This window comes from Belliella aquatica (assembly GCF_014637795.1).
GTDB lineage: Bacteria > Bacteroidota > Bacteroidia > Cytophagales > Cyclobacteriaceae > Belliella > Belliella aquatica.
The window spans coordinates 50245-65238 of the sequence record NZ_BMFD01000017.1 but is presented as its reverse complement, the minus strand read 5'-3'; the positions used below and the strand labels follow the sequence as shown (position 1 = coordinate 65238).

The following is a 14994-nucleotide window of genomic DNA, read 5'->3' as shown; positions in this document are numbered from 1 at the left end:
TTTTTCGATATTATGAAAGCAAAAGAAATAGACATATCTAAATTCTCCTCAATAGTAGAATTTAATGATTTCTTTGATGCATCTTTTTTAGAATTGGGCCACAATAGAAGTAGAATAAAATCATTAGTGAAATTTAGAGATCAAGTTCACCTTAAGCTAGATAAAGAAAAAGCTCAGTTTGAGATAGACTATGCTATTTTTGATTTTGAAAGACAAGAATTTTTCCCCCTTTTGTCTAAGGCATCGAATAAGCCTGAAAAGGTTTGTTCTTATGAAAATTTGACTGTTGAAGCAAAAAAAGAATTTGACTATTTACTAGAAAGAGCTAATTCTTCCACTAATACCCTATTTAAAGCCCACTACTTTCACTTACTCTGGAGATGTCCTTCAAAGCTTAGAAGAAGAGAATACGCTGAAAAAGCAATAGCTTACTATTTTCTTGGACTAGACGAGGTTTTACGTAAACTAAGAAGTGTTGATGATGAATTCATTTTGAATCTTATTGGCAATCAGTTTTCTGCTCTTGTTGCTTTGACATCTGACATCAAGACTGAAACAAGTAACCTTGAAAGAGTTTTTAAAGATCTTTTAGAGAATAACACAAATATTCCATTTTATGAAAAAGACCACCTGATTACGATTGCGTTAAAGAAACCTAAAATATTAACCAAAGAAAGTTTCAAAGTAGCATTGAATGTCTATGAAAAAGAATTTTTTGAAATTGGCAAAACTGATGATTCATTATTAATAGAATACCACTACATTCCAAACGCTAAAACCCTATGCAAAAAACTTGGCTTAAGTGAGAGAAAATGGATTAATCTACAAGGTGAGTTTCATTTGAATTATGTTAAAACTCAGAAGAAGAACAGTTGGTTCTTAAGCAATTACCTTCGAAAAGCTATTAGTTGTTTTAAGGCATCAAAAAACGAAATTTTACTTTCAGAAAGTGAAACCTTGTTTAGAGAAATTAAGAAGAAGGTAAACCTTCCCACTAGACGAGTTTTACTTACCAGAGAAAAAAATAAAGGACTATTCGAATGCAGAGATCAAAGTATAGCCCTTGCCAAAGAGTTAATCTCAATCAAAAGCTCTGAGATAATTTTCCTTAGGATCATAGGTGGCGTTGATTATCCATCGGCCAAACAAATAAATGATAATTATCAAAAGTTATATCCAGATTTTTTCAGAACGTTTACTACAATATTTTTTGACATCAATAATAATCCTATGCAAGGAGCTGATGATATTGACCTCCAATTCATGAAAATGAAACTTTACCAACTTGAACTTGATTTTATGACGCTACCCTATTTAGATACCATAATTGAAGAAGGTATTAAAAACAAGACATTAACTGCGGAAGAAATTATTTCCTTTATAACCGAAAAAACTTGGATTGGACATCCATTCACTGTATCAGATTCCGATGATGAAGCACATGAATTGTCTTGGATACCGTTAATCAGCCCTTCAATCAAGGAATATTTTAATCAAAGAATTATTAAGATAGAAAACCCAGATTATAAAACTGATTTCATACTGTGCATTGATAGTCTTACGACCAAGTTTGAAGGATTAATTAGATATTTTCTAGAACAACGTGAATATTCTATTTCCAAAACCGTTACCACCAGAGTAGAGCAAATGAATCTAAATAATTTACTAGAATCAGAAGGCTTCAAGAAATTATTCAATCAGGATGATCAACTCCTTTTTGAATATTTATTCAGTGGTAATGGAGGCCTAGATATTAGGAATAACGTTGCTCATTGCTTTTATCATGATGGTCATTACACTTCTGACAAAATGCTACTTTTAATTTCAGCTCTTTTAAGGTTGGGGAAGTATACGTTTTCTTCTAGGGAAGACAAATAATGGTAATTCAAAAATGTCCAGTTTTTTAATTCAAAAATGTCCAGTTTTTTAATTCAAAAATGTCCAGTTTTTTAATTAAAAAACTGGACATTTTACTTTTATTTATTACCTTTGTTACCCATGAAAACAACTGATTATATAGCTTTTACGATAGACAGATTACCAAAAGGATTTGTTTTCACCTATGATGATTTTATCACAGAGGTGAAACAAAAAGAAGCTGTAATCAAAGCGCTAAACCGCATGGCACAGTCAGGTAAAATCGCTAAACTATCAAAAGGGAAATACTACAAACCTGAAAGAACAATTTTCGGGGATCTTCAACCTGAACAGAAACAGGTAGTCAAAGACTTGCTGGAGGAAGATGGAAAAGTCACTGGTTACCTAACAGGTTTTAGCATTTTCAGTAAACTGGGGTTAACCACGCAAATCAGTAATACCATACAAATCGGGAAAAATCAGACTCGCCCTAGTTTTAAAAGAGAGCGCTATAGCATTTCTTTCATAAAACAAAAAAACATCATTACTAAAGACAACATCCCCCTTCTGCAAGTGTTGGATAGCATTCGTTATATCAAGAAAATCCCTGATGCAAGGGTGGAATCATCTTGTAAGCGGTTTTTGGCTATCCTCAAAAAATATACAGAGAAGGATATCAACACCCTGGTTCGATTAGCTTTAAAATACCCCCCTGCTACAAGAGCTTTATTGGGCGCATTATTAGATGAATTACAAAAAAACAAAGCAGCCGAACCACTTTTTATGTCATTGAATCCAATCACTAAATATAAGCTAGCAGGTGCAGAAAAAGTATTATTCAGCGCTGAAAAATGGAATATTATATGAAACTGCACGAAAACAAGACTCTATTTAGACAAGCTATTCAGTTTACAGCAGACCAAATGAAAATTCCTGCAATATATGTTGAGAAAGACTATTGGGTCACTTATGCGCTATTTGCCATTTTTAAAGATGATATTGGTAAAGATACTGTATTCAAAGGGGGAACAGCGCTATCCAAGTGTTATAATATGATAGACCGCTTTTCAGAAGATATTGACCTGGTAGTACTTAGACGAGAGGGCGAATCAGATAATAAGTTAAAATCGAAGTTAAAGACTATAAGTAGCATTGTGGAAACCACATTACCTGAAGTTGAGGTTGAAGGCATTACCCGAAAAATGGGAATGAACCGAAAAACAGCACACTCCTACAATAAAGAATTTCAAGGTGATTATGGTCAAGTTAGAGATGTGATCATTCTGGAATCAACTTGGTTAGGGTATTATGAACCATATACTACCAAGAGTATAGTGTCATTTGTTGGTCAAATGATGTTAGCAAATAATCAGGCTGAATTAGCTCAAGAAAATGGGTTGATGGCTTTTGAATTATCGGTGCTAGAGCCTACTAGAACTATTTGTGAAAAAATAATGAGCTTAGTTCGTTTCTCCTATACCGAAAATCCAATTGAGGACTTAAAAAACAAAATACGACATACTTTCGACCTACATCAATTACTCAAACAAGACTTATTTTTGAACTTCCTCCACTCCCAAGTATTTGATGAAATGCTATTGAAAGTAGCCAAAGATGATGTGATAAGCTTCAGAAACAATAACAATTGGTTAACTCATCATCCCAACAAGGCACTTATTTTTAAAGATCTTGAAAATGTATGGAGTGAATTGAAGGTTACTTATACAGAAAACTTTAAAAACCTGGTCTATGGAGATTTCCCCAAAGAAGAAGCCATCTTTGAAACCCTACACATGATTCGAGAAAGACTTAAAACAATCACTTGGACTATTAAATAGGAGCTTCAGAATCTGAACATCAGACAACTCCAAAGAATACAGCATTCTATTTTAAATTATTTTTCTTAATTTGATGTTTTAGTTTTATTGATCCATGTTTACAGAAAGCAAGTTAGAATCACTTATAGTACAATTACTGGAAGAGAAGGGCTTTGAATACCTTAGCGGTAAGGCTATGAAAAGAGACCTTTCTGAAGTTTTGATCAAAGCTGACCTTCAGGATTTTTTGCAAAAGCGCTATGAAAAGGATGGGATCACCGCCAATGAAATTGATCAGATTATCCGTAAGCTTGAAAATCTTCCTGCCTCAGACCTTTATGCCAGCAACAAAGCATTTATGGAATGGCTGAGTGATGGCTTTGTGTTGAAAAGGGAAAATGCTGTTGACAAAGATCTTTATATACAGCTTCTGGACTTCAGAGAAATCTCACAATCAACCAACTCAAACAGAGAGGAAATCACAGATGTTAACCTAGCTGCAGAGGAGCCTACCCTTACCTATAGTGCTGATAAAAATATCTATCGGATAGTCAACCAACTGGAGATTCAATATCAGGAAAAGAGGATTCCGGACTGCATTCTCTACATCAACGGAATGCCTTTGGTTGTATTTGAGTTTAAAAGTGCAATCCGAGAAGAAGCCACCCTTTATGATGCCTACAAACAACTTTCAATAAGATATAAAAGAGATATTCCTGAGCTGTTTAAATACAACACCTTCTGTGTGATCAGTGATGGGGTGAATAGCAAGATGGGTTCTTTTTTCTCTTCTTATGACTTTTATTATGCTTGGAGGAAAATAAGTGGTAACGAAGTAGATGTAGAAGGAATTGATTCCCTCTATTCGATGATTTATGGGGTTTTCGAACCTAAAAGACTCTTAGACATCATTCAGAATTTCATTTTTCTTCCAGACACTTCAAATAGAGAAGATAAAATAGTATGCCGCTATCCTCAATATTATGCAGCCAGAAAACTGTTTGACAATATTCTAATCCATCAAAAACCACAGGGTGATGGTAAAGGAGGAACATACTTTGGTACTACAGGATGTGGTAAAAGCTACACCATGTTGTTTTTGGCAAGGCTTGTCATGAAAAGTCCCCTCTTCTCCTCTCCTACTATTGTCTTGATCACAGACCGTACGGACTTGGATGATCAGCTCTCGGGACAGTTTACCAATGCAAAGGGATTTATAGGAGACAATGAAATTATTTCCGTGGAAAGCCGAAAGGGTTTGCGAGAAAAGCTCCAAGGAAGAAATAGTGGTGGTGTATTTTTGACAACCATTCATAAGTTTACAGAGGACAGCAAGCTACTCACAGACAGAAACAACGTCATCTGCATTTCTGACGAAGCCCACCGATCTCAGATCAATCTGGACCAAAAGGTTAGAATAACTGAAAAAGGTGTTACAAAAACCTATGGTTTTGCCAAGTATCTTCATGATTCCCTACCCAACGCTACCTATGTAGGTTTTACAGGAACTCCTGTGGATGCCACGCTTGATGTGTTTGGTGATATAGTGGATTCCTACACGATGACTGAGTCTGTAAAAGATGAGATCACAGTAAGAATTGTATATGAAGGTAGAGCGGCCAAAGTCCTACTCAATAACAGTAAGCTGAAGGAAATAGAAGACTATTATAACCAATGTGCTGAAGAAGGTACGAATGACTACCAAATAGAAAGTAGTAAAAGGGCCATGGCTCAGATGTCAACCATCATTGGTGATCCTGATCGGTTAAAAGCTTTGGCAGAGGATTTTGTCAAGCACTATGAACAGCGAGTAGCAGAAGGCTCCACAGTGGTAGGAAAAGCTATTTTTGTGTGTAGCAGCAGGGAGATTGCTTACGAATTCTATAAGAATGTTATTGACTTAAGACCGGATTGGGCAGAGATAAGAGCAGCAGATCCAGCTGTGGAATTAAGCGAAAGTGACAAAAAAGAAATTCTTCCTGAAGCAAAAATCAAGATGGTCATGACCCGTGGCAAAGATGATCATGAAGACCTTTACTTTATGCTGGGAAACAAGGTTTACAGAAAAGAATTGGATCGGCAGTTTAAAAACATCAAGTCAAACTTCAAGATTGCCATAGTGGTAGATATGTGGCTTACGGGATTTGATGTCCCATTTTTGGATACAATTTATATTGACAAGCCCATTCAAAGGCATAATTTGATTCAGACCATATCTAGGGTCAACCGGAAATTTGAAGGGAAGGAAAAGGGGCTTGTGGTAGATTATATCGGAATCAAAAAACAAATGAACTTGGCCCTTGCCCAGTATAATAAGGTAGATAGCCAGAATTTTGAAGATATAGAGCAATCTATTGTCGTGGTCAGGGATCATTTGGATTTGCTCTCTCGGGTATTTTTGAAGTTTGACAGTAAGGGCTATTTCGAGGGAAATCCCATGCAGCAGCTGAATACCTTGAACATGGCGGCCGAATTTGTGCAATTGACCAAAGATCTGGAGAAGCGTTTTATGAATTTGGTCAAAAGGATGAAAGCCGCTTATGATATATGTTCAGGATCAGAGACAATTACCCAAGAAGAAAAAAATCAAATCCATTTTTACATTGCAGTAAGATCGATTATCTACAAACTACTCAAAGGAGAAGCGCCTGATACAGCCCAGATGAATTCAAAAGTGCGGGATATGATTCAAGCTGCCATAGAAAGTGAGGGGGTTGAGGAGATTTTTAAACTTGGAGACGAAAAACAAAAAGAGGTTGATATTTTCGATGAAGATTATCTTGCAAAGATCGACAAGATCAAACTCCCCAATACAAAGATCAAGCTTCTTCAAAAGCTCCTAGCCAAAGCCATCGACGAATTCAAAAAAATCAACCGTGCCAAGGGGGTAGATTTCAGTAAAAAGATGCAGGTGTTGGTGGACAAATACAACGAAAGAAAAGAGGCAGATGTCTTGGTCAGCAATGTATTGGAAGATTTCACAGATGAAATCATTGATCTTTACCATCAGCTTAGAAAAGAGAAAGATTCTTTCAAGGATTTGGGGATAGATTTTGAAGAGAAAGCCTTTTATGACATTCTCAAGGCACTGGCAGTGAAGTACGACTTCACCTATCCTGATGATAGGTTGCTTACTTTGGCCAAGGACGTCAAATCTGTTGTAGATGACAAAGCCAAGTACACTGATTGGAGCAAAAGAGATGATATTAAAGCTGAGTTAAAGGTTGATTTAATCATCTTATTAGCAGAAAATGACTACCCACCTGTAGATCGGGATGAAGTGTATAAAGAGATTTTTGAGCAAGCGGAGAATTTTAAGAAGTATAGAACTGGTGGATCTAGGTAGTCATGCCCCTTCATAGGAATCTAATCTATATTGATGATAAGGATGTTACAAATCGACACAATAAAGTCATGAAACTACATATTTTTGGAGCATCGGGAAGTGGAGTGACAACGTTAGGGCAATTAGTGGGTAAAAAATTGGGAGTGAAATATTTTGACAGTGATGACTATTTTTGGCTTAAAACAGAACCACCTTTTACTCACAGACGAGATCCAAATGAAAGAAATCAACTTATTGCCAAAGATTTAAGTGAAAAAGAAAATTGGATTTTGGGCGGTTCAATCATTCATTGGGGAGACAATTTATTTCCCGATTTTGACTTGATCATATTTCTTTACCTTCCAAATGAGATAAGAATTGAAAGGCTTAAAAAACGGGAATTGGAAAGATCTGGTGACATCATTTACACAGACCCAAAAAGAGCAAAACAATTTAATGATTTTATTTCTTGGGCAACAGATTATGACCATAACACAGGAATTGCCAACAGAACTTTAAAAGCTCATGAGACTTGGTTGGCACATACCAAAAATCCTGTTTTGAAAATTATTGGAAACCAAACATTGGACGAGAAACTAGAACTAATACTGGAAAAATTAAAAGAAGTTAATATTGTTATCCGCAATGACACTAGTATGTAATTTTTTCACAAATAATCTTGTGGATTATTGTCAACTGGGCACACAGGTGGATATTCCGGATCATAGCCTGTCCCGATTTTCGGGATTGACCCCTTTCTGACGATTTAAATTGACCCCCAGCTGGTGATGCAAATTGACCCCTATCAAAAGTTATTTTTCAGGAATGAAGTAAGAGGATATTTTGAAGCGCAGTTTGTCTCGAAGCTCGGGATTGACTCTTCTGATCAATGGTTTTGGTTTTTTAGTAAATCCTTAAGATAACGGTTCGAATTGTGCCACCCTTTTCGGTCTAAATGTGCCAGTATGGAAAATGAAATCTTCAAAATGCTTGAAAATTAAGTTTTGATTTGCGTTATGGGTTGGATTTCAGCCCCTAACGCAGTTGAGAACTTTGATATTAATTATAAATTGAAGATTCTGTAACGTAACTTTTCCAGAATTTAGGGACTTACTCCTCTCTACAAGAAATTAAAGGTAAGTCTATTTATCTATCGTCCCGTCTGCATTAGAAGAGGATTAGTAAATTTTAAGGTGAAAAACACCCTATTAGGGCGGGATTTTGGTTTTTGATTGTAATTAGAAAGCAAGTTGGGATTAGTTGATGGAATTGAAAAGAGAATTGATAAATTAGGGATGACTAATCAGGATTGGAAATCAGGTTAATTTGAGGGATTTTGTATTGGTTAGTCAGAATGCGAAAAAGAAAAGCCATCGCTCATTTGTCACATTTACAAAGCCACTCAGGCCAACCGACAAACCAAGCTTTGCAAAAGAGCCAAATCTCTGGCCCTACGAGAATTCCAATATTTGCCGGTATTTTGATTTACTGGCGTTTTTTTGATTTCCAATATTCGCCAAAATTTTGTAGTTTTGGTAAAAATTGGAACTAATATGCCAAAAGTCATAGAGAACAGATTAATTGATGAATTTAAAAACCGGGAGTATTTTACTCGGGAAGACCTGTTTGAATTCTATCGTTATTTCGAGCCTGATCTTAAAAAGGGAACCTTTGGTTGGAGAATATATGATCTCAAAGACAAAAACATCATTAGACAAATCAAGAGGGGTCTATATGTTATTTCATACAAGCCCAAATACAAACCGGAAATATCGTCAGAGCTTATTAAGCTCGCCAAGCGAATTACAAACAAATTTGAGGATGCCAGATACTGCATTTGGGAAACGGAATGGCTCAATGAGTTTTCACAACACCAAGCCAGCAGACGTATCATCCATATTGAAATAGAAAAGGATTTCACTGAGTCCTTGTATTATGAACTAAAAGACTCATCAAGAAACGAGCTATATCTCAACCCTGATGATAAAGTCATCGACTTTTACATCGCTGAAAGTGAATACCCAGTAATTATTAAAAAACTAATTACGCGCTCCCCTATTGCCAAAAGAACGGAGAAAAGAGTGGAGTTTTATACTCCACTACTTGAGAAGATTTTGGTGGACCTCTTTGCAGAAGAAAGACTATTCTATTACCTGCAAGGCTCTGAATTGATGCACATCTATGAAAATGCTATTAGCAACTATGGCATAAATTTCACCAAGCTTTTTAGCTACGCTAAACGAAGAGAAAGAGAACAAGAAATTAAGCAGTTCATGACGAACCACATGCACCACCTCGTACAAGACATCATTGAATGATAAAGGAACATTGTTTTACTGATGAATGGTTAGAGGGTTTTAAGAAACAAAAAGACCACAAACGAATTGACAAAATCATTTTGGAAAAGATGATTTATGCTTTGCATTTGCTGGAGAGGCTGAAAAGCAATGGACTTGATTTTGTTTTCAAAGGAGGTACTAGTTTGGTACTTTTATTAGAAACAGGAAACCGATTCTCCATTGATATCGACATAATCAGTAAAACTGACCGGAAAGAAGTGGAGAGTATTTTGCAAAAGGTTATAGACTCTTCCAATTTCACGAGTGTTGAACTAGACGAACATCGCAGCTACAAAAAAGGAGTACCAAAAGCACACTACAAATTCAAATTTGATTCCAAGCGACAAGGTTCTGGTACCATTCTATTAGATGTTCTAATCGAAGATTCAATTTATCCAGATGTGGTCGAAAAACCTGTGATTACCAAATGGATCGAAACAGAAGATGAGACTCTGGTCACCATGCCATCTATTGATTCAATTACAGGGGATAAATTGACTGCATTTGCTCCTAATACTATCGGCATCCCCTACTTCAAGGGTAAAGACAATCAGCCGTTCTCTATGGAGATATGCAAACAGCTTTTCGATCTGAGTAAACTCTTTGAGAACATTAAAAACATGGATGTGGTGGCGGCCAGTTTTCAGGTATTTGCTGAGCATGAAATTGTTTATCGGAAAAATGGAAACCCAGATGCAGAACTCACTCCGGATATAGTACTTCAAGACACGATTGACACTTGCATCATCCTGGCCAAACGAGATCGAGGCAATGATGATGAAAAAGCAAAGTTCAAAGAATTGCAAAAAGGGATTATTGCGTTTGGTACTGGTTTTCTAATGGAAGGGAACTTTAGAATTGATGATGCAGTATCCGCATCTGCTCGGATTGCATACCTGGCAGCAAAAATCAAGATGAATGACCTTTCACCTATTGTTTATTATGAAGGTCAAGACATTAAAAATTGGACCATTGAAGATCCGAATTGGAACTTCCTGATGCGATTGAAAAGACTTCCAGATAAATCTGCTTTCTTCTATTGGTTCAAAACTGTTGAACTTTTAACTTCCAAACAAGCATAGCTATGAGATTGAATGAACAAGAAACACACTATCATTTAATCGACCCCATTCTTTTTTCTACAATTAGTCTTGCGAAAATGTACATTCAGTTATGGATGGGGTTTCAAAATGAAAAAATCTCCACGATTCAATTAAAGTGAGTTATTTAATGTTTACAGGACCTTCTCAGTATGGATTAGATGATACAGCTCAGTTTACTACTTATTCCTTAATTCAAATTACATCTTCATTGATTTCCTTAAATGAAAGTTATGAAAATTTAGTAGTCCAGTCTCTCTTGGAAGAATCGCATGAATTTAGTGTATCAGAGTTTTTCAAAAAGCATATGGAAATAAAAGGAGAGCTTAAATATGCAAACAACATTTAACTCAGTAGAGAAAATCCCTTATACCGATCCCTATCGGTAGGCCCTGTTTGATACATTCATCTATCAGGGTAACCGAACTGAATTGAGGTGGTAGTAGGTTTTTGACAGCCTTAATCATTGTGATTTAGATCAGTGAATGAAGTTGATGGTTGTGTCTTATTCGTGATTGCAAAAGAAACTTGGTGTTAGTTAAAAGAGTTAAAAAGTAAATCGATAAATTCGATTTGACTAATCAGGATTCGAAATCAGCTCAAATTGAGGGGTTTGTTTTCGTTGGTCAAAATGTCAAACCGACAATATAAAGTTATGAAACTACATATTTTTGGAGCATCGGGAAGTGGAGTAACAACGTTAGGGCAATTACTTGCAAAAAAATTGGGAGTGAAATATTTTGACAGTGATGACTATTTTTGGCTTAAAACAGAACCACCTTTTACTCACAGACGAGATCCAAACGAAAGAAATCAACTTATTTCCAAAGATTTAAGTGAAAAAGAAAATTGGATTTTGGGCGGTTCAATCATTCATTGGGGAAACAATTTATTTCCCGATTTTGACTTGATCATATTTCTATACCTTCCAAAGGATATAAGAATTGAAAGACTTAAAAAACGGGAATTGGAAAGATCTGGTGACATCATTTACACAGACCCAGAAAGAGCAAAACAATTTAATGATTTTATCTCTTGGGCAACAGATTATGACCACAATACAGGACTTGCCAACAGGACCTTAAAAGCTCATAAGACTTGGTTGGCACATACCAAAAATCCTGTTTTGAAAATTATTGGAAACCAAACCTTGGACGAGAAACTAAGACTAATACTGGAAAAATTAAGAGAAGTTAATATGATTTTCCGCAATGACACTAGTATGTGATTTTGTCACAACTAATCTTGCGGATAATTGTCAACTGGGCACACAGGTGGATATTCCGGATCATAGCCTGTCCCGATTTTCGGGATTGACCCCCTTCTGACGATTTAAATTGACCCCCAGCTGGTGATGCAAATTGACCCCCGTCAAAAGTTATTTTTCAGGAATGAAGTAAGAGGATATTTTAAAGCACAGTTTGTCTCAAAGCTCGGGAATGGCCACTTGGATTAATGGTTATGGTTTTTTAGCGTATCCCAAACATAACGGTTCGAATTGTGCCACTCTTTTCGGTCTAAATGTGCCAGTATGGATAATGAAATTTTCTAAATACTTAAAAATTAAGTTTTGGTTTGCGTTAGGGGTTGGATTTTAGGTCCTAACGTAGTTGAGAACTCTGGAAATTATAATCAATTGGATTTTCAAGCCTATAGCTTGTTCAAAATCTAGGGATAAACCATTATAGACTAGAAATTAAGGATAAGTCTATTTTTCTCCGTCATTCCATCCGCATTAGAAGGAGATTAATAAGTTTATTTTAAAAATACAGCAGCAAAAATACAGCATAACGTGATATTGTCACCCAACAAACGAAAATTCTCTATTTATTTGAATTTCGAAAAGCTAGACTGTATATTTACGTGAAATAATCACGTAAAATCATGTTGATCAGATTTGTAATAGAGAATATGTTCTCTTTTGGAGAAAGAAAAGAGTTTACAACTATTCCTAATAATAGACTAAAGACTCTACAGGATCATAAGTATAATGTAGATGGTTTTGAAATACTTAAACTTTCATCTATTTATGGAGCAAATGGGGCAGGTAAATCAAATTTGATTAAGTCTTTATTTCAATTTCAAAAATTGATTACGAAAGAGGAAATCCCGTTTAAATTAAAGGATACGCAATTTAAATTCGGAAATCAAAAGGAGCAAATCCTAGCTATTGAATTTATTCAAGACAATACGGCATTATATTATGCAATCGTAATCTCTGAAGATAAAATATCAACCGAAGAACTGTATGTCTCAGGTTTAGGAAAAAAAGAAGATAAGTTAATTTTCGAAAGAAAAACACTAAATAAAGAAACTACAATCAAATTTTTAGATGACTTTGAGAATGATGAAAAAAGTCAGGTTCTAAAAACAGTCTTATTAGAGGAATTTGTGAAACCAAATGAACCTGTATTAAAACTGCTTTCAAACAGAGATAATAAATTCTTAAAAGACGTAAAGAAAGCTTATCACTGGTTTTCAGAAACCTTAGAAATCATAACTCCAGACTCTAAGCCTAGAGCATTAGCGCATATAATCGATACTGATATTGAATTTAAAAAATACGCAGAAGATCTAATGTGTTCTTTCAATATTGGAATTACTTCATTGGGAACAGAAAAAAAGAACATTCGTGATTTTTTTGGTGAAGACAATGAGAATGAACTTGATAAACTGATTAAGGCTGTCGAGGACGCTCCTAAAAAGATGATTGGATTAACAAGTAGACGTGGTGATGAAATAATTTTGGTAAAGGAGAATGATACCATTTGGGTGAAAACTTTAAAAGTTGGACATTCTTCAAGCGATAAAACTGCATTTTTTGATTTGGACGAAGAATCTGATGGAACAATAAGATTATTGGATTTTGTTCCAGCCTTCAAGAATGTAATTTCATCAGAAAAGGTCTATATCGTTGACGAAATAGAAAGGAGCATACATCCCTTATTAATAAAAGAACTTGTTAAAAAATTCTCTTTAGATAAAAAGACAAAAGGTCAATTGATATTTACAACACATGAATCTAACTTATTAGATCAAGAAATATTTAGGCAAGATGAAATTTGGTTCGCAGAAAAAGACATAAACGGATCCACAGATTTGTATTCATTGAGTGATTTTAAAGAACATAAAACCATAGATATTAGAAAAGGATATTTAAATGGAAGATATGGTTCTATACCTTTTTTAGGTAATTTAGAAGATTTAAAATGGCACGATTATGATTTTAACAAATAGGCTTTTTGAAAGACAAGCTCCAAGCAGAGAAGCAAAAAGCTTATATATTTTCTGTGAAGGCAAAGAAAGAGAATACAAGTATTTCAAATATTTTGAAAGAATTGACTCTCGTATTAATGTCGAGGTATATAAATTAAATCCACATGATGACAATTCGCCCCAAGGTCTTCTTGATCTTGCTGAAAATTCATTTATTGGAGACAAACCAAAATTTACTTTACAAGAAAACGATGAAGTTTGGATTGTTTTAGATTCTGATCCTGACAAATCAAATAGTCGGGAGGAGCAAATAAAAAAGATTAAATCTGAATGTGATTTAAAAGAGAATTGGTTTGTTGTAGAGAGTAATCCATGTTTTGAAGTCTGGTTATTTTTCCACCAAAATGATAAAGTTGAGGAATTTGAATCTGATGATGTTTGTAAAAGTTGGAAGAAAAAAGTAAATGAAAACTACGAGGGTGGATTTGACTCAAGAAGACATCCTATTTTTATAGAAGAAGCCATCGAAAATGCGGAAAGAAATTTTAAAGCAAATGAAAATAGAAAACCTTTGAAAGGTTCATCTGAAGTTTATCTTTTGGCAAAAACTATTTTTAATGTCATCAAGGACAAAATTAGAAAAGTGAAAAACAACTTATAATTAGATTTTTTTCGAAGAAGATCAATGAATGGCGATTATTCTAAAAATGGCATTGCCAAGACAGTCATTAAATACGCTTGTTCAAGACATTTGACTTTAATTATTAAAATTACCCTGTTTGATATTCCGGAGCATGTTGAGGCCTCAAAATCGGAATCAATTGGTGATGCGAAAGTAACCTGATTGGCACGATTCGACTGACACTCCGGCGGATATTGACCCCCTAAAGTAAGAATTTCATACAGATTCAGGAACATAGCTTGTACCTCTTACAGGATTGACCCCCGGTTGATGATGTAAATTGCCCCTCCCAAAAGTTATTTTTCAGGAATGAAGTAAGAGGATATTTTGAAGCACAGTTTGTCTCAAAGCTCGGGAATGGCCACTTGGATTAATGGTTTTGGTTTTTTAGCGGATACCATACATAACGGTTCGAATTGTGCCACTCTTTTCGGTCTAAATGTGCCAGTATGGATAATGAAATTTTCTAAATACTTAAAAATTAAGTTTTGGTTTGTGTTAGGGGTTGGATTTCAATCCCAATTGCAAGAGAGAACATTGGCAAAGATGATAAATTAAAGTCTGAGGGAAAAAGTATTGGATATTCCGGAGCAAAGCTTGTCCCGATTTTCGGGATTGCCCCCTCAGAATCGGAATGTTTTTGTTTCGTGAAAGTGGC

Annotated in this window: 11 protein-coding genes; all 11 read left to right on the top strand. The window is 35.2% G+C overall.

The features are described from left to right. The first annotated feature begins 12 nt into the window (after nt 1-12). Nucleotides 13-1878: a DUF4209 domain-containing protein gene (locus IEV57_RS16980; protein ID WP_188444241.1), complete on the top strand. Its 1866-nt coding sequence runs from the start codon at nt 13-15 to the stop codon at nt 1876-1878. A 120-nt stretch (nt 1879-1998) separates the two neighbouring features. Then, nucleotides 1999-2724 (top strand): type IV toxin-antitoxin system AbiEi family antitoxin domain-containing protein, encoded by a 726-nt coding sequence (locus IEV57_RS16975; RefSeq protein ID WP_188444240.1) that lies wholly within the window; start codon nt 1999-2001, stop codon nt 2722-2724. Further along, nucleotides 2721-3695, top strand: coding sequence for a nucleotidyl transferase AbiEii/AbiGii toxin family protein (locus IEV57_RS16970; RefSeq protein ID WP_188444239.1), 975 nt, complete (start codon nt 2721-2723; stop codon nt 3693-3695). The genes IEV57_RS16975 and IEV57_RS16970 overlap by 4 nt, the downstream gene beginning before the upstream one ends. A 94-nt stretch (nt 3696-3789) precedes the next feature. Then, nucleotides 3790-7020 carry a type I restriction endonuclease subunit R gene (locus IEV57_RS16965; RefSeq protein ID WP_188444238.1) on the top strand — a complete coding sequence of 1077 codons (3231 nt, stop codon included), beginning with the start codon at nt 3790-3792 and terminating at the stop codon, nt 7018-7020. Between the two features lie 68 nt (nt 7021-7088). After that, nucleotides 7089-7661, top strand: coding sequence for an AAA family ATPase (locus tag IEV57_RS16960; RefSeq protein WP_188444237.1), 573 nt, complete (start codon nt 7089-7091; stop codon nt 7659-7661). Nucleotides 7662-8552: 891 nt separating this feature from the next. Then, entirely contained in the window at nt 8553-9317 is a 765-nt protein-coding gene (locus IEV57_RS16955; protein ID WP_188444236.1) for a DUF6577 family protein, read from the top strand. Beyond that, entirely contained in the window at nt 9314-10420 is a 1107-nt protein-coding gene (locus tag IEV57_RS16950) for a nucleotidyl transferase AbiEii/AbiGii toxin family protein (protein ID WP_188444235.1), read from the top strand. The genes IEV57_RS16955 and IEV57_RS16950 overlap by 4 nt, the downstream gene beginning before the upstream one ends. A 148-nt stretch (nt 10421-10568) precedes the next feature. Then, the gene (locus IEV57_RS16945) at nt 10569-10787 is read left to right on the top strand and encodes a hypothetical protein (protein ID WP_188444234.1); all 219 of its coding nucleotides are present in this window, start codon (nt 10569-10571) and stop codon (nt 10785-10787) included. Between the two features lie 306 nt (nt 10788-11093). Further along, nucleotides 11094-11666 (top strand): AAA family ATPase, encoded by a 573-nt coding sequence (locus IEV57_RS16940; protein WP_188444233.1) that lies wholly within the window; start codon nt 11094-11096, stop codon nt 11664-11666. 656 nt (nt 11667-12322) lie between these two features. Then, nucleotides 12323-13675, top strand: coding sequence for an AAA family ATPase (locus tag IEV57_RS16935; protein WP_188444232.1), 1353 nt, complete (start codon nt 12323-12325; stop codon nt 13673-13675). Next, nucleotides 13659-14315 (top strand): RloB family protein, encoded by a 657-nt coding sequence (locus IEV57_RS16930; protein WP_188444231.1) that lies wholly within the window; start codon nt 13659-13661, stop codon nt 14313-14315. Before IEV57_RS16935 ends, IEV57_RS16930 begins: the two co-directional genes overlap by 17 nt. The last annotated feature ends 679 nt before the right edge of the window (nt 14316-14994 follow it).